The following is a 19898-nucleotide window of genomic DNA, read 5'->3' as shown; positions in this document are numbered from 1 at the left end:
ATGCACTTTGAGGACTACAACAATGATTATTTACGGTGTGGCATTTCTCGCCTTTTGCACGCTGGTCGGTATCTGGGTCGGTGAATTGCTCGGCAAGCTGATCGGAGTGCCGGCCAATGTCGGCGGTGTCGGTATTGCGATGCTGCTGTTGATCGGCCTGGGCAGCTATCTCTACAAGAGCGGCTGGCTCAAGGGCAAGACCGAGCAGGGCGTGGAGTTCTGGAGCGCGATCTACATCCCCATCGTGGTCGCCATGGCCGCGCAGCAGAATGTCTACGGTGCGCTGAAGGGCGGGCCGATGGCGATTCTCGCCGGCACCCTCGCCGTAGTGATCGCTTTTGCCCTGGTGCCGGTGCTGACGCGCATGGGCAACAAGCAAGAGACGCCGATTGCTCCTGCCAAGACTGCGGGGTAATCGCCATGTACGAATCAATGATGAAAGTGATCACCGGCTACGGTCTGATCAGCGGCTTTTTGATTGTCGGGCTGACCATGTGGGTGTCCTACTGGATGTCCAACACTTTCACCAAGGGCCGTCTGCACGGTTCGGCGATCGCCATTCTGCTCGGGCTGGTGCTGTCGTATATCGGCGGCGCACTGACCGGTGGGCAAAAAGGCGTGGTGGATATTCCCCTGCTGTCCGGCATCGGCCTGCTCGGTGGTGCGATGCTGCGGGATTTCGCGATTGTGGCGACGGCGTTTGGGGTGAGTGTCGATGAGCTCAAACGCGCCGGATTCGTCGGTGTGCTGGCGCTGTTTGTCGGCGTTGGCACCTCGTTCGTCGCCGGGGTCGGCGTGGCGATGGCGTTCGGCTACACCGATGCGGTGAGCCTGACCACCATTGGCGCGGGTGCCGTGACTTACATTGTCGGCCCGGTGACCGGCGCGGCGATTGGTGCCAGTTCCGAGGTGATGGCGCTGTCGATTGCGGCGGGGCTGATCAAGGCGATTCTGGTGATGGTGATGACACCGTTCGTGGCACCGATGATCGGCCTGAACAATCCGCGCAGCGCGGTGATTTTCGGTGGGTTGATGGGCACCTCCAGCGGCGTTGCCGGAGGTCTGGCGGCCACCGATCCGAAGCTGGTGCCGTACGGTTGCCTGACGGCGGCGTTCTACACCGCGCTCGGGTGTCTGCTGGGGCCTTCGCTGTTGTTTCTGGCGATGCGCGGGTTGATGGGTTAGTCAATTTAAGCTGCCCTCACCCTAACCCTCTCCCGGAGGGAGAGGGGACTGACCGAGTTGTTTTGGCGTTATACATCGACCTGAAATTTCTAAGTCGAACTCAGGTTCTGAAAAAGCCCCCGATCTGCTCCCTTTCCCCCTCTACCCCTTGGGGAGAGGGCTGGGGTGAGGGGGTAGCTCTTGATTTTGATCTTGATCTAAACCCCAGCCTGCCGATTGGCATACATCCGACACTCTGCCAGCAACGCCAGCAAATTCGGGTCACGCTCCTTGGCCTTCAGAAACACCACGCCAATGTGCTGCTGCAACCGGTACTTCTCCTGCAACGGAATCAGCTTCACCCGATTCTCGTACACCGCCGCAATCCGCCCCGGCAACAAGGCGTACCCCACCCCTGAGCTGACCATGCTCAGCAGGGTGAAGATGTCATTGACCTGCATCGCCACCTTCGGTTCGAACCCCGCTTGCTTGAATACCCGCACACCATCCTGATGCGTGGCGAAGCCCTGGGTCAGGGTGATGAAGGTTTCATCGCGCACTTCCGCCAGATCGACTTCACTGCGCTGAGCGAATTTTGAATCGGCCGGGGTGGCGAGGAAGATGTCGTCGGAGAACAGCGCAATCTGTTCGCAATCGGGGTCGTTGATGCTGTCGTCCAGCGACACCAGAATCGCGTCGACTTCCATGTTTTTCAGCTTGTAGAGCAGGTCGATGTTCGAGCCGAGGATCAGGTCGATGTTGAGTTCGCTGCGGCGGATTTTCAGGCCCATGATCAGCTGCGGCACGGTTTTCACCGTCAGCGAATACAGCGAGCCGAGCTTGAAGCGCTCGGCGGAGAACCCGGCGGCTTCGCGGGTCAGGCGCACGCTGTCGACGACGTCGTTGATCAGCTTCTGCGCACGTTCTTCCAGCACATAAGCGCTTTCCAGCGGCGTCAGGTTGCGCCCTTCGTGTTTGAACAGCGGGCAGCGCAGGGCGTTTTCCAAAGAGTGAATGGCGCGGTGCACGCTGACGTTGCTGGTCTGCAGTTCGGCGGCAGCGCGGGCGAGGTTGCCGGTGCGCATGAAGGCGAGGAACACCTCGAGTTTTTTCAGGGTCAATTCTTCGTCGATCAGCATGGCGCGGACTCTTTTTGATATCGGCCGATTGTGCCCAATTCCCGCGGGCCGCGCAGGCGAGGTTGAACAGAAACATTGCGCTTTTACGCTCAAGGCCCGAGCCTTGCGCGCTGCGGTAACGAATGTGAGGTGAGCAATACATGTATCACGGGGAAAAACTCAACGCCTGGACCCATCTGGTCGGGGCCATCGCCGCGTTTATCGGCGGCGTGTGGATGCTGGTGATTGCCAGCCTCGACGGCAGTCCGTGGAAGATTGTCAGCGTGGCGATCTACGCCTTCACTTTGCTGGTGCTCTACAGCGCCTCGACCGTGTATCACAGCGTGCGCGGGCGCAAGAAAGCGATCATGAAGAAGGTCGATCATTTCTCGATCTACCTGCTGATCGCCGGCAGCTACACGCCGTTCTGCCTGGTGACGTTACGCGGGCCTTGGGGCTGGACGCTGTTCGGGATTGTCTGGGGGCTGGCGCTGATCGGCATCCTGCAAGAGATCAAACCGCGTTCCGAGGCGCGGATTCTGTCGATCGTGATTTACGCAGTGATGGGCTGGATCGTGCTGGTCGCAGTCAAACCGCTGATTGCCGCACTGGGCACGGCCGGGTTTGCCTGGCTGGCGTCGGGCGGGGTTTTGTATACGGTGGGGATTATCTTCTTTGCCCTGGATCACCGCCTGCGGCATGCCCATGGCATCTGGCATCTGTTTGTGATCGCGGGAAGTCTGCTGCACTTTGTCGCGATTCTGTTTTACGTCCTGTAAATGCAATCCCTGTGGGAGCGAGCCTGCTCGCGAAGGCGTCAGGTCAGCCAACACCTTCGTTGAATGAAACACCGCTTTCGCGAGCAGGCTCGCTCCCACAATAAATCTTCAGTGAACTCTGGTTTTGTGAACACCCTAGATCCAATGTGGGAGCGAGCCTGCTCGCGAAGGGGCCTTAGAAGTCACCCCACAGTTGCTGGGCCACCGCCAACGCCACCACCGGCGCGGTCTCGGTGCGCAACACGCGCGGGCCGAGGCGGGCGGCGTGGAAGCCATTGCCTTTGGCCTGCTCGACTTCGCCGTCCGTCAAGCCACCTTCCGGTCCGATCAGGAACGCCAGCGTCGCCGGTTTGGCATGGCTGACCAGCGGTTCTGCGACCGGATGCAGCACCAGTTTCAATTCGGCTTCGGTCTGCTTGAGCCAGTCCGCCAGCAATACTGGTGGATGAATCACCGGCACCCGTGAACGCCCGCACTGTTCGCAGGCACTGATTGCCACTTGGCGCCAATGCAGCAAGCGCTTGTCGGCGCGTTCGTCCTTGAGCCGCACTTCGCAGCGTTCGCTGAAGATCGGGGTGATTTGCGTCACGCCGAGTTCAGTGGCTTTCTGAATCGCCCAGTCCATGCGCTCGCCCCGGGACAGGCCCCGGCCGAGGTGGATCTGCAGCGGCGATTCGATTTGCCCGGCGAACTGCTCGTCGATCTGCACGACCACGCGCTTCTTGCCGACTTCGACGAGCGATCCGCGAAACTCATGGCCGGAACCGTCGAACAACTGCACCGCATCGCCTTCGGCCATGCGCAGCACGCGGCTGATGTAATGCGCCTGGGCCTCCGGCAGTTCGTGTTCGCCAGTGCTCAGCGGGGCGTCGATAAAGAAGCGGGACAGTCTCATTTCGGGTCTCTGGAAAGATATGAATCAGTTGGATCGGTGTCGACTTCATTCGCGAGCAGGCTCGCTCCCACACTTGAAATGCATTCCCCTGTGGGAGCGAGCCTGCTCGCGAAAGCGGCAGTCCAGCCACCGCAAATCTCAAGCAAGGCGAATCAGCCCGGGTCGCGGAATCCCGGATGGAAGTCTTTCGGCACCGCAACACTGACGCTGTCACGCGTAGCAATATCAATACCTTCACTGGCCACTTCGGCCAGAAAGTCGATCTGCTCCGGGGTGATCACATACGGCGGCAGGAAATACACCACGCTGCCCAGCGGCCGCAACAACGCGCCACGTTCCAGCGCATGCTGGAACACCTTCAAGCCACGACGCTCCTGCCAAGGGTAGGCCTCTTTCGTGGCTTTATCCTTGACCATCTCGATGGCCAGGACCATGCCGGTCTGGCGCACTTCGGAGACGTTCGGGTGATCGACCAGATGCGCGGTCGCCGAGGCCATGCGCTGAGCCAGCGCCTGGTTGTTCTCGATGACGTTGTCCTGCTCGAAGATATCCAGCGTCGCCAATGCCGCCGCGCAGGCCAGCGGGTTGCCGGTGTAGCTGTGCGAGTGGAGGAAGGCGCGCAGGGTCGGGTAGTCGTCGTAGAAGGCGCTGTAGACCTCGTCGGTGGTCAGGCACGCGGCCAGCGGCAGGTAGCCGCCGGTGAGGGCTTTGGACAGGCAGAGGAAGTCCGGGCGGATGCCGGCCTGTTCGCAGGCGAACATCGTTCCGGTGCGGCCGAAGCCGACGGCGATTTCGTCGTGGATCAGGTGCACGCCGTAACGGTCGCAGGCCTCGCGCAACAGCTTGAGGTAGACCGGGTGATACATGCGCATGCCGCCCGCGCCCTGAATCAACGGCTCGACGATCACTGCCGCGACGCTGTCATGATTCTCTGCCAGCGTCTGTTCCATGGCCGCGAACATATTGCGTGAGTGTTCTTCCCAGCTCATGCCGTCGGGCCGGCCGTAGCAATCCGGGCTCGGCACTTTGATGGTGTCCATCAGCAGCGCTTTGTAGGTCTCGGTGAACAGCGGCACATCGCCGACCGCCATCGCCGCCATGGTCTCGCCGTGGTAGCTGTTGGTCAGGGTGACGAAGCGCTTCTTGTTCGGCTGGCCGCGATTGAGCCAGTAGTGAAAGCTCATCTTCAGCGCGACTTCGATGCAGGACGAGCCGTTATCGGCGTAGAACACCCGGTTCAGGCCTTGCGGGGTCATCTTCACCAGGCGCTCGGACAGCTCGATCACCGGCTGGTGGCTGAAACCGGCAAGGATCACGTGTTCGAGTTGATCGACCTGATCCTTGATGCGCTGGTTGATGCGCGGGTTGGCGTGGCCGAACACGTTGACCCACCATGAACTGACTGCGTCGAGGTAGCGCTTGCCTTCGAAGTCTTCGAGCCAGACGCCTTCGCCGCGCTTGATCGGGATCAGCGGCAGCTGTTCGTGGTCTTTCATCTGGGTGCAGGGATGCCACAACACCGCGAGATCGCGTTGCATCCACTGGTTATTCAGGCCCATTTACAGTCTCCTCGAGGCGGCTCGCGTCAGGCGCGGGCGAACAATCGCGCAAGCCTATGCAATGCATCGCGCGGGAACAACCCATTGTGTCGATTGAGCTACTTTGTCTGAGCCGATAGACGTCGCTGGCGGCGTTTTGATGGCTAACGTATTCTTCGCGGTTCTTTGAGTCGTCTGACTCGCAAAACTGCTTTTTTCCCACATGTTTTTCCGGAGTTCGCTGAATGTCTGTCGGTTGGCTGCGCGCCTGTGCGCTGGTGATGTTGGGGCTGTTCAGCGTTACGGCGCTGGCCAAGGATAAAACCGCAATCGTGATCGGCGGCGGCCTCTCGGGTCTGACCGCTGCTTACGAACTGCAGAACAAAGGCTGGCAGGTCACCCTGCTGGAAGCCAAACCGAGCCTGGGCGGGCGCTCGGGCATGGCCACCAGCGAGTGGATCGGCAACGACAAGACTCAGCCGGTGCTGAACAAGTACGTTTCGACCTTCAAGCTCGGCACCACGCCGGCGCCGGAATTTGTGCGTACGCCGGGTTATCTGATCGACGGCGATTATTTCTCCGCCGCTGATCTCGCCACTAAACAGCCAGCCACCGCCGATGCGCTCAAGCGCTACCAGAAAACCCTCGACGATCTGGCGCGCTCGATCGACGACCCGCAGAACCCGGCGGCGACCGCCACCCTGCATGCACTGGACCAGATCACCGTATCGAGCTGGCTCGACAAGCAGAACCTGCCGGCCACCGCGCGTCAGTTGATCAACCAGGACATTCGCACCCACTACGACGAACCTTCGCGTCTGTCGCTGCTGTATTTCGCTCAGCAGAACCGCGTCTATCGCGGCGTTTCCGACCGCGACCTGCGCGCCTCGCGTCTGGTCGGCGGCAGCCAGGTCCTGGCCCAGGCCTTCGTCAAACAGATCAAGACCATCAAGACCAGCTCGCCGGTCTCGGCCATCATCCAGGACAAGGACGGTGTGACCGTCAAAGTCGGCAGCGTCGGCTATCAGGCCGACTACGTTGTGCTGGCGGTACCGCTGCGCGCGCTGAACAAAATCGCCCTGACCCCTGCGCTGGATGCCCAGCATCTGGCGGCGATCAAAGGCACCAACTACGGCTGGCGCGACCAGATCATGCTGAAGTTCAAGACGCCAGTGTGGGAAAGCAAATCGCGCATGTCCGGCGAGATCTACAGCAATACCGGTCTGGGCATGCTCTGGATCGAACCGGCACTGAAGGGCGGCGCCAACGTGGTGATCAACCTGTCCGGCGATAACGCCCGTGTGATGCAGGCGTTCGGCGACAAGCAGATGGTCGATCAGGTGCTGATCCGTCTGCACGCGTTTTACCCACAGGCCCGTGGCTCGTTCACCGGTTATGAAATCCGTCGCTACAGCACCGATCCGTCGATGGGCGGCGCCTACCTGGCTTACGGCCCGGGGCAGATCAGCAAGTTCTGGCGCCTGTGGGAACGTCCGCTGCAACGCGTAGCGTTTGCCGGCGAACACACCGACACCTTGTACCCGGGCACTCTGGAAGGCGCACTGCGCACCGGCCAGCGCGCGGCCAGCCAGGTTGAAGATCTGGCGGCAGGCAAGTCGTTCGAACCGGCCAAAGTGGTTCCGGCTGCAGCTGCGGCAGGCGCGGCGGGTGCGGTAGCGGCGAAGAAGGGCAACTTCTTCAGCAACCTGTTCGGCGGTTCGGATGACGAGAAGAAGCCAGAGCCTGTGAAAGCGCCAGAGCCAGCACCTGCTCCGGCCGCTCCAGCGCCTGCACCGACCCCGGCACCTGCGCCAGCGCCGGTGGAAGCACCGAAGCCAGCGGCCCCGGTAAAAGCCGAGCCGGCGAAAAAAGCAGCGGCCAAGCCAGCGGCGAAGAAACCGGCGGCAAAAACCGAAACGAAAAAGCCGGCGGCCAAACCGGCGGCGAAGAAGGCTGAACCGGCGAAGAAGCCAGCGGCCAAGCCTGCTGCAACGACCGAGACCAAGGCGCAGTAAGGCTTTGTTCACATGAAAACGCGGCCCTCGGGTCGCGTTTTTTTTGCCCTGCGTTTCAGTCCTTCGTCATCCGGTTACGGGACTTACCGGCGTACCGGAGCCTTCCCACAAGATGCTCGGAATGAGGTGATAGCCGCTGCCAGCGCGCCAATTTTATGCTGGAAAAAATTGGAGGCATGCTATGAAAACGCTTATCGCGATACTGGTTTTGATTGCACTTTCCGGATGTAGCAACGGGCAATTTTTCCCCGGCGGCTATGGTTCTGAACTGGCGCACAAGTGCCACATAGACCCCTACAGTGCCGAATGCCTGCAACCGCCGGCAGTACTCCATAACTGATCGGCCATGAATGGCTGGTCAGTCAAAACTCCCACTTGAAGAATTCTGTCCCGTTCGGCAGTTTCCTCAGCCACTTTTGCTTGGGTTTGCGCAGGCGCCCGGGAATGAAACCGAAACGCGCCCAGCGCAGACTGCCCGTGCGCTGGTCGTAAATCACCAGGTTTCCATCGTCCTGCACAGTCATGTACGTGTTGTACCAAAGCGACTTGTCGGTGCTGTGCGTGCTTTCCGCGATCCATAATCGTCGCCTGGAGGGGTCATAAAGAAAGCCGCTGTTGCTGATCACAAACTGCAACGGCTCGCGCATCTTCTTCGGGTGCAAAGTTGCGCTGTAAGGTTGATTGGCGTCGGCGATCCAGATGATCGCCTCACCGTCCTTGAGCACGAGGTTCCCGTCGCTTTGCAGCATCAGACGAAATCGACCGTTCTCGGATTGCAGGAATTGGCCCGCAGACATCGTTTGATTGGGCGGCAGTACAGAAGAACCACTTGCTTGAAAGGGCGTATATCGCAGAGCCATGTTTTCGTGCCTGTTTGAATAATGAAAAGAAGCATCATTCGAGCAGGTTTGAATTGCGCATCAGCGGTACATAGTTATCAGGGTCGAGTTTCGCCGTATGCGTGTGCAGAGATGACGATGGTCAATGCAGCCCCCGTCATTTGTACAAGCGCTCTACGCAGGAATCGCCTTTAATGCTTCCTTAACACCCCGCTCGCAGACTCTTGATCGTATTTATCGATATTTCAAAGCAAAATTTTCCGCTTTAATTCGATAGATAACTCGCTAGTCTTGGTTCGCAGTTCTCACAGGATTTGGGCAATGCAGCTACGTAACTCTTCTTCGCGCTATGGTTGGGTCAGCATCTTCATGCACTGGGGCGTGGCGCTGGCGGTCTTCGGGCTGTTTGCACTGGGTCTGTGGATGGTTGGGCTGGATTACTACAGCACTTGGCGCAAAGACGCGCCGGATCTGCACAAGAGCATCGGTCTGGTGCTGCTTGGTGTGATGGTGCTGCGGGTGCTGTGGCGCTTCATCAGCCCACCGCCGCCAACGCTGCAAAGCTACAGCCGCATGACCCGTATCGGCGCTAAGTTCGGCCACGGGTTTCTGTATCTGGCGCTGTTCGCTGTGATGATTGCCGGTTACCTGATTTCCACCGCAGACGGTGTCGGGATCCCGGTGTTTGGCCTGTTTGAAGTCCCTGCTCTGCTCTCCGGACTACCGGATCAGGCAGATACCGCTGGGGTGATTCATCTGTGGCTGGCGTGGGCACTGGTAATTTTTTCCGGTCTCCATGCGTTGGCAGCATTGAAGCACCACTTTATCGATCGTGATGCGACCCTCACTCGAATGCTCGGTCGCAAAGCCTGAAATTCAACCTCGACTCAAAGGAAAAGAAAGCATGTTGAAAAAGACTCTGGCCGCTCTGGCAATCGGTTCGGCCGTGCTGTCCGCCAACGTAATGGCTGCTGACTATGTAGTAGACAAGGAAGGCCAGCACGCCTTCGTCGACTTCAAGATCAGCCACCTGGGCTACAGCTACATCACCGGTACCTTCAAGGACATCGACGGCAAGTTCAGCTTCGACGCTGCCAAGCCTGAAGACAGCAAGATCGAGTTCAACGTCAACACTGCCAGCGTGTTCACCAACCACGCCGAGCGCGACAAGCACATCGCCAGCGCTGACTTCCTCAACGCCAGCAAGTTCGGCAAGGCTACTTTCGTATCCACCAGCGTCAAGTCCACCGGTGCGAACACCGCTGACGTGACCGGCGACCTGACCCTGCTGGGCGTAACCAAGCCGGTTGTCGTCAAGGCCACCTTCCTGGGCGAAGGCAAGGATCCATGGGGCGGCTACCGTGCCGGCTTCGAAGGCACCACCACCATCAAGCGCTCCGATTTCGGCAAGCAGAAAGACCTCGGTCCGAAGTCCGATGCGGTCGAGCTGTATGTTTCGTTCGAAGGTGTGAAAGCGAAATAAATTTCGCCGCCACATGAAAACGCCCCCGGTCGAAAGGCCGGGGGCGTTTTTTTTTGCCATAACACGCTATTCCTTGTGGGAGCGAGCCTGCTCGTGAAAGCGGTGTGTCAATCGGCAAAGATTCAGCTGACCCGCCGCCTTCGCGAGCAGGCTCGCTCCCACAGGGGTATTGCGGTGTGGCAGAGATAATCGAGGTAAAAAAATGCCCCGGCTCTTTCGAGTCGGGGCATTTTTCATGGCGGGTTGAAACTCAGCGATTGCGGGTCAGCAAGGCTGGTTTCTCGCCACGTGGGCGGCTTGGCAGTTGATCGAGTTGCTCAGGCGTCGGGAAGCGGTCGGCTTTCGATTCCTTGTGCATGATCTTCGGACCGCTGCTGCGCGGATTCTGCACGGCCGGTTCGCTGCGAGGCTGATCGTCACGGGCCGGGCGGCGATTGCGCGGCGCGGATTCGTCGCGACGACCCTGACCGTCACGCGGTGCGCCATTGCGCGGGCCGCTGCGTTTGGCTGGTGGCGTGCCGGTGCTCGAGCCGTTGCTGTTGCGCGGACCGTTCTGGCGACCCTGAGGCTGGCCACCGCGTGGTGCGGGTGCGCCAGCGCCTTGCGCCGGTGCGCCCGGACGACGGCCACGGCCGCCGGCAGGGGCGGCTTTCGGCACGTAGTCGACGCGGTTACCGAAGTTATCGATATCGTCGTCGAGGAATTCGTCCGGGGCACGGTCAGCCGCTGCACGCGGTGGCTGGCTCGGGCGCTGGTCGCGGCTCGGGGTGCCTTCGCGCGGTTTCTGCTGACGGGCAGGGCGCTCGCCACGTTCACCGGCCGGTTTTTCCTTGCCCTTGTCTTTGCCTTTGTCCTTGCGACCACCACCACCGCCGCCATTCGGACCGTCGCCACGCGGGCCACGGGAATTGCGCGGGTTGCGGATGTCCGGACGCTCGCGGGCTTCCGGCTTCTCGGCTTCGATGGTGCTGGAGTCGAAGCCCATCAGATCGCCGTCGGCAATCTTCTGCTTGGTCATGCGCTCGATGCTTTTCAGCAGTTTTTCTTCGTCCGGCGCGACCAGCGAGATCGCCTCGCCCGAACGACCGGCGCGGCCGGTACGGCCGATACGGTGCACATAGTCTTCATCGACGTTCGGCAGCTCGAAGTTGACCACATGCGGCAACTGATCGATGTCCAGGCCACGGGCAGCGATGTCGGTGGCAACCAGAATGCGTACTTCGCCGGCCTTGAAGTCGGCCAGGGCTTTGGTGCGCGCGTTCTGGCTCTTGTTACCGTGGATTGCCACAGCCGGCAGGCCGTGTTTGTCCAGGTATTCAGCGAGACGGTTGGCGCCGTGCTTGGTGCGGGTAAAAACCAGTACCTGTTCCCACGCGCCGGCGGTGATCAGGTGCGCCAGCAGCGCACGCTTGTGGCTGGCCGGCAGGCGGAACACGCGTTGTTCGATGCGCTCGACCGTGGTGTTTGGCGGCGTCACTTCGATGCGTTCCGGGTTGTGCAGCAGCTTGCCGGCGAGGTCGGTGATGTCTTTGGAGAAGGTCGCCGAGAACAGCAGGTTCTGACGCTTGGCCGGCAGACGCGCGAGGACTTTCTTCACGTCGTGGACAAAACCCATGTCGAGCATGCGGTCGGCTTCGTCGAGAACGAGAATTTCCACGTGGGACAGATCGACGCTGCCCTGGCCGGCGAGGTCGAGCAAGCGACCCGGGCAGGCGACGAGAACGTCGACGCCACGGGACATGGCCTGGACCTGCGGGTTCATGCCGACGCCGCCGAAGATGCAGGCGCTGACGAATTTCAGGTCACGGGCGTAGATCTTGAAGCTCTCGTGCACCTGGGCCGCGAGTTCGCGGGTCGGGGTCAGGACCAGCACGCGCGGTTGGCGCGGGCCGTGACGCTGGGATTTGTCCGGGTGACCGTTGGGGAACAACCGCTCCAGAATCGGGAGGGCGAAGCCGCCGGTTTTACCGGTACCTGTCTGAGCCGCCACCATCAGGTCGCGACCTTGCAACACGGCGGGAATGGCCCGCTGTTGCACCGGAGTAGGCTCGGTATAGCCCGCATCTTCGATGGCACGGACTAAAGCCTCGGAGAGACCGAGGGAAGCAAAGGACATGAGTAATCCTGTTTTAGTTAGGGCTTGGCCCAATGGGAGTCTTGCCTGGCGCGAATCACGTTTAAGAGGACGCAATCCCGTCCGGTCCAGCGGCGGTTCCGAAGGCACGTCAGGAGCGCTCGCGCGGGCTGGAAGCTGCGCTGTAGCGGGTCGAGAGGCCTGTTACGGTTCCGGGCGTCCGGGCGTGAGCCTGGCGGGAACGCCGGAGTATAACAGAGCAATCACTGCGCGCTGCTTTCCTGCTGCTCAACGGTTTTGCCGCCGGCCGTGGCCGAGCGCATTGGTGCGCCCTCAACAGGTGCGGCACCATAGCGCGCGCTGAGCTCGGCGTAGGCCGGTTCGCGCTTGAAACGCTTGAGCTCGGCGCCGAAACGCTGCACCAGCAAGTCCATACCGGCATTGCGCCGAACCGCAAGAAACTGGCTCTGACGGCTGATAACCGTCGGGTTTTCCGTGATCAGATCGCGAATATTCAGCTCATCGAGCAAATGCTGACCGACGCGGCGATCGGTAATCAGCAGGTCGATCCGCCCGCGCACCAGTTTGCCGAAATTGGCTTCATGAGTTGGCGCCGGCTCACGGGTAAACAGGTCCGACTGGCTGAAGTCAGGGCTGTACAGATAACCCGGCGAGGTGCCGATGGTCAGGCCTTTGAGTTGTTCGAGGGTGTTGAATGGATGCGGCCGCTCGTTGGCGTAGAACATCACGAATTCGACGTCGGACAGCGGTTCGCTGGGGTAGAGCAGAGTGGCGTCGCGTTCGGCGCTGTGAAAGATGTCCAGCGCACCGTCGGCCTGTCCGGTCTCGAGCATCGACAGGCAGCGCTTCCACGGCAGGAACTGCCATTCCACTTCAATGCCCAGGCGCTGGAACACGATGGCGGTGGTTTCGTAGTCAAGACCGAGGTTTTTACCACCCTGTTCGTAGACGTAAGGCGCCCACGGCTCGGTGACAATACGCAACTTCTCCCCCCGAGCGGCGACGCTCAGGCAAGTCAGAAGAATAACGCTCAGCAGTTGGGCAATAAGGGGCATGGCCTGAGGTTAGTACGCGAAACGCCTGATGAGAAGCTCTGGCATGCATGTTTCGCGCAGACCCCGGGCGCAATGGCCGCGATGGCCTTATTTGCTTGCGGTTTTCAGCAGGTGTTGGTGGACCTTCGCGTGACGCGAACCAAGGATCCGCTTGACCAGGCCGCGACTGAACCAGTCCCTGAGCAAGTGCCTGCAAACCGGCTTGCCGATGCGTTGCTGCTGGTTTTCCAGCGCCTTGTCCCACCAGACCGCTGCACACGCCTGATCGAACTCGTTGGGATGTTCATAGCAGCCGTAAAGGATTTCGCGAATGAACTGACGCAGATGTGCCGGCAGCAGCAACGTGACGAGCTTGTAGAACATCCGCTGCAGTCGCGGTGGTCGAGGCAGTTGCGGTGATACACGTCGGGTGTCGTCCAGTGCAGTCTCGCCGGTCGGGTTGTCGCCATGTTTGGCGACCCAGGCCTGAACCTTGGCCCTGAACAGGTGCTTGCGGCTCCAGTAATGGTGAATCAGATCCGGGCACTTGTTGACGTCCAGCGTGCGGTAGGCGGCCACTGACAGGCAGAACTCTTCGAGGGTGTAGGCGCCCTGTGCCGACGGGAACAGCTCATCGATCAAAGCGATGGAGCGGTCGAGCACGTGTGCGTCCTGCCGGTGCAAGCCGATGACGCCGGAGTTGAGCAGGCGCATGTGATCGTCAGTCAGGCCTTTGTCCAGCAGTGTTGCCGACAGCGTGCGATAGAGCAGGCTCATCTTGTTGTCGCCATAGCGGGCGTAGTAGTCGTTGCACAGCAGGGTGCCGGGCTGCACCCGCTCGAACAGTTTGAGCGGCGAGCAGTGGAAGAACGTGTCGGTGTCGATCAACAGCGCCGTTTCATGCTCTTCAAGTACCGAGCGCAAAGCGACATGTTTGATGCGGAAATGATAACCGTGGGGCTCGCTCCATTTCTGGCGCGTTTCGGCGTCCAGCGGGCGAACGCGTACGGGGAGATGTGCATAGGGTTGCGGATTGTCGCTGAAGACCTGGATATCGATCGGGGCATCCGGTGTCTCGCGCAACCACGCCAGAGCACTGGCGATGCTGAAAACAGCTTCCTGATGGTAAGTCTCGGCACCGAAAACCAGATAGACCAGTTGAGGGCGTGTTTTTGTTTGCGCGCAGATCATCGACGACAATATTCCATTTGTGCTTTTCAGTGAAAAGGCCCGGTGAGGGCCTTTTTTATCGCATGGAAAACCTTCAGCGCGGCAGCTTGAGGTTGTTCCAGATGGCCAGGCTAGGTTCGGCCTGGTTCATCGAGTAGAAGTGCAGCCCCGGTGCGCCGCCCTGCAACAGGCGTTCGCACATTTCGCTGACGACTTGTTCGCCAAAGCTTTGAATGCTTCGCGTGTCATCGCCGTAGGCTTCCAGCTGCTTGCGGATCCAGCGCGGGATTTCCGCACCGCAGGCATCGGAGAAGCGCGCGAGTTTGCTGTAGTTGGTGATCGGCATGATCCCCGGCACGATCGGCAGATCCACGCCCAGCGCCTGCAAACGGTCGACGAAGTAGAAGTAGCTGTCGGCGTTGAAGAAGTACTGGGTGATCGCGCTGTCGGCACCGGCCTTTGCCTTGCGCACGAAGTTGGCGAGATCGTCTTCGTAGTTGCGTGCTTGCGGATGCATCTCCGGGTAAGCCGCGACTTCGATATGGAAATGATCGGCGGTTTCTTCACGAATGAATTCCACCAGTTCATTGGCGTGACGCAGCTCACCGCTGGTCATGCCCATGCCGGACGGCAGGTCGCCACGCAGGGCAACGATGCGCTTGATGCCGGCAGCCTTGTATTCGTTCAGCAGGCCGCGCAGGTCGTCCTTGCTGTCACCGACGCACGACAGGTGCGGTGCGGCGGGTACTTTGACTTCGCTTTCCAGCTGCAACACGGTGTTGAGCGTGCGATCACGGGTCGAACCGCCAGCGCCGTAGGTGCAGGAAAAGAAATCAGGATTGTAGGTGGCCAACTGACGGGCAGTGGCGAGCAGCTTTTCTTGCCCGGCATCGGTCTTGGTCGGGAAAAACTCGAAGCTGTAGCGACGGTCTTGGGACATGGTCATACCCTTGGAAACAAGTACCTTCGAGGCGCTGCAATCCGGTGTGGTAGCGAGCCTGCTCGCGGAAGAGCTGGGTCAGACAACACGGATGTTGAATGATAAGCCGCCTTCGCGAGCAAGCTCGCTCCCACAGGGAGAGCGAGCATTCAGCGCCTGTTAGTAACGGTAGGCGTGCGGCTTGAACGGGCCTTCGACGGTGACGCCGATGTAGTCAGCCTGTTGCTTGGTCAGTTGGGTGACCACGCCGCCGAAGCCGCGAACCATTTCCAGGGCTACTTCTTCGTCGAGTTTCTTCGGCAGCACTTCAACGGTCAGACGCTCGGCTTTCTGCGCTGGCGACAGGTCGGCGTACTTCTGGCCGAACAGGAAGATCTGTGCCAGTACCTGGTTGGCGAACGAACCGTCCATGATGCGGCTCGGGTGACCGGTGGCGTTGCCCAGGTTCACCAGACGGCCTTCGGCCAGCAGGATCAGGTAGTCGTCGTTCTGTGGATCGAAGCTGCCGGCACCGGTGCGGTGAACCTTGTGCACCTGTGGCTTCACTTCTTCCCATGCCCAGTTCTTGCGCATGAACGCGGTGTCGATTTCGTTGTCGAAGTGACCGATGTTGCAGACCACGGCGCGCTTCTTCAGCGCTTTGAGCATGTTCGCGTCGCAAACATTGACGTTACCGGTGGTGGTCACGATCAGGTCGATCTTGCCCAGCAGCGCTTTGTCGATGCTCGCTTCGGAACCGTCGTTGATACCGTCGATGAACGGCGACACCAGTTCGAAACCGTCCATGCACGCTTGCATGGCGCAGATCGGGTCAACTTCGGAGACTTTAACGATCATGCCTTCCTGACGCAGGGACTGGGCCGAGCCCTTGCCCACGTCACCGTAACCGATGACCAGCGCTTGCTTGCCGGACAGCAGGTGGTCGGTGCCGCGCTTGATCGCATCGTTCAGGCTGTGACGGCAGCCGTACTTGTTGTCGTTCTTGGACTTGGTCACCGAGTCGTTGACGTTGATCGCCGGGATCTTCAGCTCGCCCTTGGCCAGCATGTCCAGCAGACGGTGTACGCCAGTGGTGGTTTCTTCGGTCACGCCGTGAACGCGATCGAGCACTTGCGGGTATTTCTTGTGCAGCAGCTCGGTCAGGTCGCCGCCGTCGTCGAGGATCATGTTGGCGTCCCATGGCTGGCCATCCTTGAGGATGGTCTGCTCCAGGCACCACTCGTACTCTTCTTCAGTCTCGCCTTTCCAGGCGAACACCGGGATACCGGCGGCAGCGATAGCGGCAGCGGCCTGATCCTGAGTGGAGAAAATGTTGCAGGACGACCAGCGCACTTCGGCACCCAGGGCAACCAGGGTTTCGATCAGCACGGCAGTCTGAATGGTCATGTGGATGCAGCCGAGGATTTTCGCGCCCTTGAGCGGCTGTTCGGCAGCGTATTTGCGGCGCAGACCCATCAGGGCAGGCATTTCCGATTCGGCGATGATGGTTTCGCGACGGCCCCAGGCAGCCAGGGACATGTCGGCAACTTTGTAATCGGTAAAATCGGCAGGCGTGTTGACAGCGCTCATGAAGAGCCTCCATTCGTAATGTATGCGAATGGGCGCCGTTGTGCGTTTAGTGTCCGGCGTGAGCCGGTCAACGCCCCATCCGAGCCTGACAGGTCGAACCTGCTGCAGCGCCCCTCGGACAGGTGGCGGGAAAACGGTAGCCAATGAACGTTACCGTTTTTTGAAACGGGGGCGATTATAGCCGCCCGGGCTGATCTTCCAAAGGGTTTCTGTCGGCCAGATGAAGATCGCCAATGGCGACCATAGTCGCAGCTGCCCGGAGCCTGACTGATCAGTCTGCCAAGATGGGCGCATCTTTCGGCAAGCGCTCAGGAGTGAACATGAATTTCCACACCCGCAAATGGGTTAAACCCGAAGACCTCAACCCCAACGGCACCCTGTTCGGCGGCAGCCTGCTGCGCTGGATCGACGAAGAAGCGGCGATCTACGCCATTGTGCAACTGGGCAACCAGCGTGTGGTGACCAAGTACATCTCGGAAATCAACTTCGTCAGCGCCTCGCGCCAGGGCGACATCATCGAACTGGGCATCACCGCCACCGAATTCGGCCGCACCTCGATCACCCTGACCTGCGAAGTGCGCAACAAGATCACCCGCAAGAGCATCCTGACCGTCGAGAAGATGGTGTTCGTCAACCTCGGCGAAGACGGCCTGCCGGCGCCGCACGGGCGGACCGAGATCAAATACGTGAAAGACCAGTTCAAGGATGACGAAGCCGTTCAATAAGATCGGCGGCGCATTCTTCGCGAGCAGGCTCGCTCCCACAGGTACAGCGTGATCCTTGTGGGAGCGAGCCTGCTCGCGAAAGCGGTTGCCAATTCAGCGGAGATTCGCCTGCCCACTGAACAGCCATGAAGCGCAACGGTCGTAGCTACATCCCCCCCACCGGTTGCCACGCCATGACCACCCCCACCAGCGAAAAGACCCCCGACCTCTCGGCCAAGGAGCAGCACGAAGTCGAGAAGAGCCAGCCGCCGCGCGCGGCCGTTCTGCATGAAATCATCCGCACCCAGGGCGACCAGGAACTGGAGCGCAGCATTGCCGCGCTGTGGTGGTCTGCGCTGGCGGCAGGATTGACCATGGGCCTGTCCCTGATGGGCATGGGCCTGCTCAATTCGCGCCTGCCCGACGGCGACGAATTCAAGGTAATCGCCAGTTTCGGCTACTGCGCCGGTTTCCTCGCGGTGATCCTTGCCCGCCAGCAGCTGTTCACCGAAAACACCCTGACCGCCGTGCTGCCGGTGATGACCAAGCCGACGCTGAAGAATTTTCTGCGACTGATCCGTCTGTGGACAGTGGTACTGGTCGGCAACCTCTGCGGGACGATTCTGGTCGCCTACGTGATGCTGGAACTGCCGATTTTCGACAGCAAGACCGACGTCGCCTTCCTCGAGATCGGCCGCAAGGTCATGGAGCACAGCGCCAGTCAGATGTTCGCCAAGGGCATCGTCTCCGGCTGGATGATCGCCACCATGGTCTGGATGATCCCCTCCATGGAGAGCGCGAAGATGTGGATCATCATCCTCATCACCTACTTCATGGCGCTGGGCGACTTCACCCATATCGTCGTCGGATCGGCGGAAGTGTCCTATCTGGTGTTTGCCGGCGAGTTGCCGTGGAGTGATTTCTGGGCGGTGTTCGCCGCGCCGACGCTGGCGGGAAATATCATCGGCGGCAGCTTTATCTTCGCGCTGATCAGCCATGCGCAGATTCGCAGCGAAAGCGGTGCGCCGAAGGAACCTGCGGATCAGGCTGTTAAGCCCGATCCGCAGTCGATCAAGAAATGATCAATGGTGAGCTGGCTCAGCCACGCTCGCCGGCTCGTTGCGCGTCGCGTGCTTGACCAGTTTGCCGATGGTCAGGCCCTGCAGCAGGATCGACGACAGCACGACGATGTAGGTGATGCTCAGCAGCAGATCGCGCTCCGGGCCCAGCGGCAGCGCCAGCGCCAGTGCCACCGAAACACCGCCGCGCAAACCGCCCCAAGTGAGGATGCGGATGGTGCCGGCCGGCACTGAGCGCCAGCGCCGCAGCAGCAGGATCGCCGGCGCCACGGTAAGCAGGCGCGACAACAGAATCGCCACCGCCAGCAGACCTGCGGCGGCCATGTGCAGCCAGTTGAACGGCAGCAGCAACAACTCCATGCCGATCAGCGCAAACAGCAGCGCGTTGAGCATGTCATCGAGCAATTCCCAGAAGCCGTCCAGATAACGGCGGGTCATGTCGTTCATCGCCAGATTGCGCCCGAGGTTGCCGATGATCAGACCGGCCACCACCATCGCAATCGGCGCCGAGACGTGCAACTCGGTGGACATCGCCGAGCCACCGATCACCAGGGCCAGGGTCAGCATCACGGTGATCTGATGCTGCTCGACGCTTTTGATCATCCGATAGACCAGATAACCGATCAGTCCGCCGAACAACACACCACCGATCGCCTCATGGACGAAGAGCATGGCCGTGGCGCTGACGGTCGGGGTTTCGCCCAGTTGCGCGATGCCCAGCAGCACGGTGAAGACCACCACCGCCGTGCCGTCGTTGAACAGTGATTCGCCGACGATGGTGGTTTTCAGTGGCTTCGAAGCGTTGGCGGTACGCAACACGCCGAGTACCGCAATCGGGTCGGTCGGTGAGATCAGCGCGCCGAACAACAGGCAGTAGAGGAAACTCACGTGCCAGCCGAACAGGGCAAAAATGTAGAAGGCCAGGCTGCCGATCACCACGGTGGCGATCAACACGCCGAAGGTCGCCAGCAGGCCGATCGGCCAGCGGTAGCTACGCAAATCATTGAGGTTGACGTGCAGGGCGCCGGCGAACAGCAGGAACGAGAGCATCCAGTTCATCAGCAGATCGCCGAAATCGATCTGGCCGATCAGTTGCTGCACGCGATCTTCGAGGCCGGGAAAGCCGAGGACGCTGAGGCCTTGCAGGAGCAATGAGAACAGCAGGGCGGTAACCATCACGCCGATGGTCGGCGGCAGGCCGATAAAGCGGAAATTGACGAAGGTCAGGAGAGTGGTGAGGCAGATGAAAGCGGCGACAAGTTCAAGCATCCGGGGTCCTTTGGATGAAGGGTGAATGGAGCGCGACCGGAGGTTGGACGCAGGGGTTTGATGGGGCGGGGTTGGCTGAGGGCACATTCGAATGGCGCGTCATGCTCAACAACAACCCCCTCACCCCAGCCCTCTCCCGAGGGAGAGGGGAGCTGACCGAGGTGTCTGGCGAGGTACATCGACCTGGACGATCGGGTCGATTATGGA

18 protein-coding genes and 1 riboswitch are annotated in these 19898 nt (G+C 60.4%); of the genes, 8 read left to right on the top strand and 10 right to left on the bottom strand.

Going from position 1 to position 19898, the window contains the following annotated elements; translation table 11 throughout:
- The first annotated feature begins 22 nt into the window (after window positions 1-22).
- Window positions 23-415 carry a malonate transporter subunit MadL gene (gene madL, locus AB4O12_RS19645; RefSeq protein WP_016772756.1) on the top strand — a complete coding sequence of 131 codons (393 nt, stop codon included), beginning with the start codon at window positions 23-25 and terminating at the stop codon, window positions 413-415.
- A gap of 5 nt (window positions 416-420) precedes the next feature.
- Window positions 421-1185, top strand: a complete 765-nt coding sequence (madM, locus tag AB4O12_RS19640) for a malonate transporter subunit MadM (protein ID WP_041476796.1) — start codon at window positions 421-423, stop codon at window positions 1183-1185.
- Between the two features lie 197 nt (window positions 1186-1382).
- Here madM and AB4O12_RS19635 read toward each other — a convergent pair whose 3' ends face one another.
- Complete coding sequence (locus AB4O12_RS19635; RefSeq protein ID WP_056786436.1) at window positions 1383-2303, bottom strand: LysR family transcriptional regulator; 921 nt, start codon at window positions 2301-2303, stop codon at window positions 1383-1385.
- A gap of 140 nt (window positions 2304-2443) precedes the next feature.
- Here AB4O12_RS19635 and trhA point away from each other — a divergent pair, with 140 nt between their 5' ends.
- A complete protein-coding gene (gene trhA, locus AB4O12_RS19630; protein WP_039757573.1) occupies window positions 2444-3061 on the top strand; it encodes a PAQR family membrane homeostasis protein TrhA in 618 nt (205 codons plus the stop codon).
- 175 nt (window positions 3062-3236) lie between these two features.
- Here the strand turns inward: trhA and AB4O12_RS19625 are convergent, their stop codons facing one another.
- Entirely contained in the window at window positions 3237-3956 is a 720-nt protein-coding gene (locus AB4O12_RS19625) for a 16S rRNA (uracil(1498)-N(3))-methyltransferase (RefSeq protein ID WP_460059569.1), read from the bottom strand.
- A gap of 152 nt (window positions 3957-4108) precedes the next feature.
- On the bottom strand, window positions 4109-5515 hold the full coding sequence (locus tag AB4O12_RS19620) for an adenosylmethionine--8-amino-7-oxononanoate transaminase (RefSeq protein ID WP_056786442.1): 1407 nt from the start codon (window positions 5513-5515) through the stop codon (window positions 4109-4111).
- Between the two features lie 224 nt (window positions 5516-5739).
- On the opposite strand from AB4O12_RS19620, the gene AB4O12_RS19615 reads away from it, so the two are divergent.
- A complete protein-coding gene (locus tag AB4O12_RS19615; RefSeq protein WP_236167701.1) occupies window positions 5740-7509 on the top strand; it encodes a flavin monoamine oxidase family protein in 1770 nt (589 codons plus the stop codon).
- A gap of 362 nt (window positions 7510-7871) precedes the next feature.
- Here AB4O12_RS19615 and llpB read toward each other — a convergent pair whose 3' ends face one another.
- Window positions 7872-8369, bottom strand: coding sequence for a lectin-like bacteriocin LlpB (gene llpB / locus AB4O12_RS19610; protein WP_252877040.1), 498 nt, complete (start codon window positions 8367-8369; stop codon window positions 7872-7874).
- 300 nt (window positions 8370-8669) lie between these two features.
- On the opposite strand from llpB, the gene AB4O12_RS19605 reads away from it, so the two are divergent.
- On the top strand, window positions 8670-9221 hold the full coding sequence (locus tag AB4O12_RS19605; protein ID WP_041476792.1) for a cytochrome b: 552 nt from the start codon (window positions 8670-8672) through the stop codon (window positions 9219-9221).
- A gap of 31 nt (window positions 9222-9252) precedes the next feature.
- A complete protein-coding gene (locus tag AB4O12_RS19600; RefSeq protein ID WP_039757580.1) occupies window positions 9253-9831 on the top strand; it encodes a YceI family protein in 579 nt (192 codons plus the stop codon).
- Between the two features lie 250 nt (window positions 9832-10081).
- On the opposite strand, the gene AB4O12_RS19595 is transcribed toward AB4O12_RS19600, so the two are convergent.
- From AB4O12_RS19595 to ahcY, 5 genes are all read right to left on the bottom strand, one after another.
- Entirely contained in the window at window positions 10082-11947 is a 1866-nt protein-coding gene (locus AB4O12_RS19595) for a DEAD/DEAH box helicase (RefSeq protein ID WP_460059566.1), read from the bottom strand.
- A gap of 221 nt (window positions 11948-12168) precedes the next feature.
- Window positions 12169-12981 carry a substrate-binding periplasmic protein gene (locus AB4O12_RS19590; RefSeq protein WP_095181348.1) on the bottom strand — a complete coding sequence of 271 codons (813 nt, stop codon included), beginning with the start codon at window positions 12979-12981 and terminating at the stop codon, window positions 12169-12171.
- A gap of 87 nt (window positions 12982-13068) precedes the next feature.
- The gene (locus AB4O12_RS19585; RefSeq protein ID WP_460059564.1) at window positions 13069-14151 is read right to left on the bottom strand and encodes a hypothetical protein; all 1083 of its coding nucleotides are present in this window, start codon (window positions 14149-14151) and stop codon (window positions 13069-13071) included.
- Window positions 14152-14224: 73 nt separating this feature from the next.
- Window positions 14225-15070 carry a methylenetetrahydrofolate reductase [NAD(P)H] gene (metF, locus tag AB4O12_RS19580; protein ID WP_056786871.1) on the bottom strand — a complete coding sequence of 282 codons (846 nt, stop codon included), beginning with the start codon at window positions 15068-15070 and terminating at the stop codon, window positions 14225-14227.
- 159 nt (window positions 15071-15229) lie between these two features.
- Window positions 15230-16639, bottom strand: a complete 1410-nt coding sequence (gene ahcY, locus AB4O12_RS19575; protein ID WP_016772771.1) for an adenosylhomocysteinase — start codon at window positions 16637-16639, stop codon at window positions 15230-15232.
- A gap of 23 nt (window positions 16640-16662) precedes the next feature.
- Window positions 16663-16761: riboswitch (S-adenosyl-L-homocysteine riboswitch) on the bottom strand.
- A gap of 198 nt (window positions 16762-16959) precedes the next feature.
- Here ahcY and AB4O12_RS19570 point away from each other — a divergent pair.
- Together AB4O12_RS19570 and AB4O12_RS19565 are read left to right on the top strand one after the other, a co-directional pair.
- Window positions 16960-17364 carry an acyl-CoA thioesterase gene (locus AB4O12_RS19570; protein WP_016772772.1) on the top strand — a complete coding sequence of 135 codons (405 nt, stop codon included), beginning with the start codon at window positions 16960-16962 and terminating at the stop codon, window positions 17362-17364.
- 173 nt (window positions 17365-17537) lie between these two features.
- Window positions 17538-18425 (top strand): formate/nitrite transporter family protein, encoded by an 888-nt coding sequence (locus tag AB4O12_RS19565; protein WP_056786455.1) that lies wholly within the window; start codon window positions 17538-17540, stop codon window positions 18423-18425.
- Here AB4O12_RS19565 and AB4O12_RS19560 read toward each other — a convergent pair whose 3' ends face one another.
- Window positions 18426-19691, bottom strand: coding sequence for a cation:proton antiporter (locus tag AB4O12_RS19560; RefSeq protein ID WP_024014630.1), 1266 nt, complete (start codon window positions 19689-19691; stop codon window positions 18426-18428).
- Window positions 19692-19898 lie beyond the last annotated feature (207 nt).

The organism is Pseudomonas sp. S2_A05 (assembly GCF_054668485.1).
Note: the sequence above shows the minus strand (reverse complement) of the source record. Positions and strands in the feature narration are given on the sequence as shown.

Excerpts from the sequence above, each read along its gene's own strand:
- madL (WP_016772756.1), top strand. The coding sequence starts at position 23 with ATGATTATTTACGGTGTGGCATTTCTCGCCTTTTGCACGCTGGTCGGT.
- madM (WP_041476796.1), top strand. The coding sequence starts at position 421 with ATGTACGAATCAATGATGAAAGTGATCACCGGCTACGGTCTGATCAGC.
- AB4O12_RS19635 (WP_056786436.1), bottom strand. The coding sequence starts at position 2,303 with ATGCTGATCGACGAAGAATTGACCCTGAAAAAACTCGAGGTGTTCCTC.
- trhA (WP_039757573.1), top strand. The coding sequence starts at position 2,444 with ATGTATCACGGGGAAAAACTCAACGCCTGGACCCATCTGGTCGGGGCC.
- AB4O12_RS19625 (WP_460059569.1), bottom strand. The coding sequence starts at position 3,956 with ATGAGACTGTCCCGCTTCTTTATCGACGCCCCGCTGAGCACTGGCGAA.
- AB4O12_RS19620 (WP_056786442.1), bottom strand. The coding sequence starts at position 5,515 with ATGGGCCTGAATAACCAGTGGATGCAACGCGATCTCGCGGTGTTGTGG.
- AB4O12_RS19615 (WP_236167701.1), top strand. The coding sequence starts at position 5,740 with ATGTCTGTCGGTTGGCTGCGCGCCTGTGCGCTGGTGATGTTGGGGCTG.
- llpB (WP_252877040.1), bottom strand. The coding sequence starts at position 8,369 with ATGGCTCTGCGATATACGCCCTTTCAAGCAAGTGGTTCTTCTGTACTG.
- AB4O12_RS19605 (WP_041476792.1), top strand. The coding sequence starts at position 8,670 with ATGCAGCTACGTAACTCTTCTTCGCGCTATGGTTGGGTCAGCATCTTC.
- AB4O12_RS19600 (WP_039757580.1), top strand. The coding sequence starts at position 9,253 with ATGTTGAAAAAGACTCTGGCCGCTCTGGCAATCGGTTCGGCCGTGCTG.
- AB4O12_RS19595 (WP_460059566.1), bottom strand. The coding sequence starts at position 11,947 with ATGTCCTTTGCTTCCCTCGGTCTCTCCGAGGCTTTAGTCCGTGCCATC.
- AB4O12_RS19590 (WP_095181348.1), bottom strand. The coding sequence starts at position 12,981 with ATGCCCCTTATTGCCCAACTGCTGAGCGTTATTCTTCTGACTTGCCTG.
- AB4O12_RS19585 (WP_460059564.1), bottom strand. The coding sequence starts at position 14,151 with ATGATCTGCGCGCAAACAAAAACACGCCCTCAACTGGTCTATCTGGTT.
- metF (WP_056786871.1), bottom strand. The coding sequence starts at position 15,070 with ATGTCCCAAGACCGTCGCTACAGCTTCGAGTTTTTCCCGACCAAGACC.
- ahcY (WP_016772771.1), bottom strand. The coding sequence starts at position 16,639 with ATGAGCGCTGTCAACACGCCTGCCGATTTTACCGATTACAAAGTTGCC.
- AB4O12_RS19570 (WP_016772772.1), top strand. The coding sequence starts at position 16,960 with ATGAATTTCCACACCCGCAAATGGGTTAAACCCGAAGACCTCAACCCC.
- AB4O12_RS19565 (WP_056786455.1), top strand. The coding sequence starts at position 17,538 with ATGACCACCCCCACCAGCGAAAAGACCCCCGACCTCTCGGCCAAGGAG.
- AB4O12_RS19560 (WP_024014630.1), bottom strand. The coding sequence starts at position 19,691 with ATGCTTGAACTTGTCGCCGCTTTCATCTGCCTCACCACTCTCCTGACC.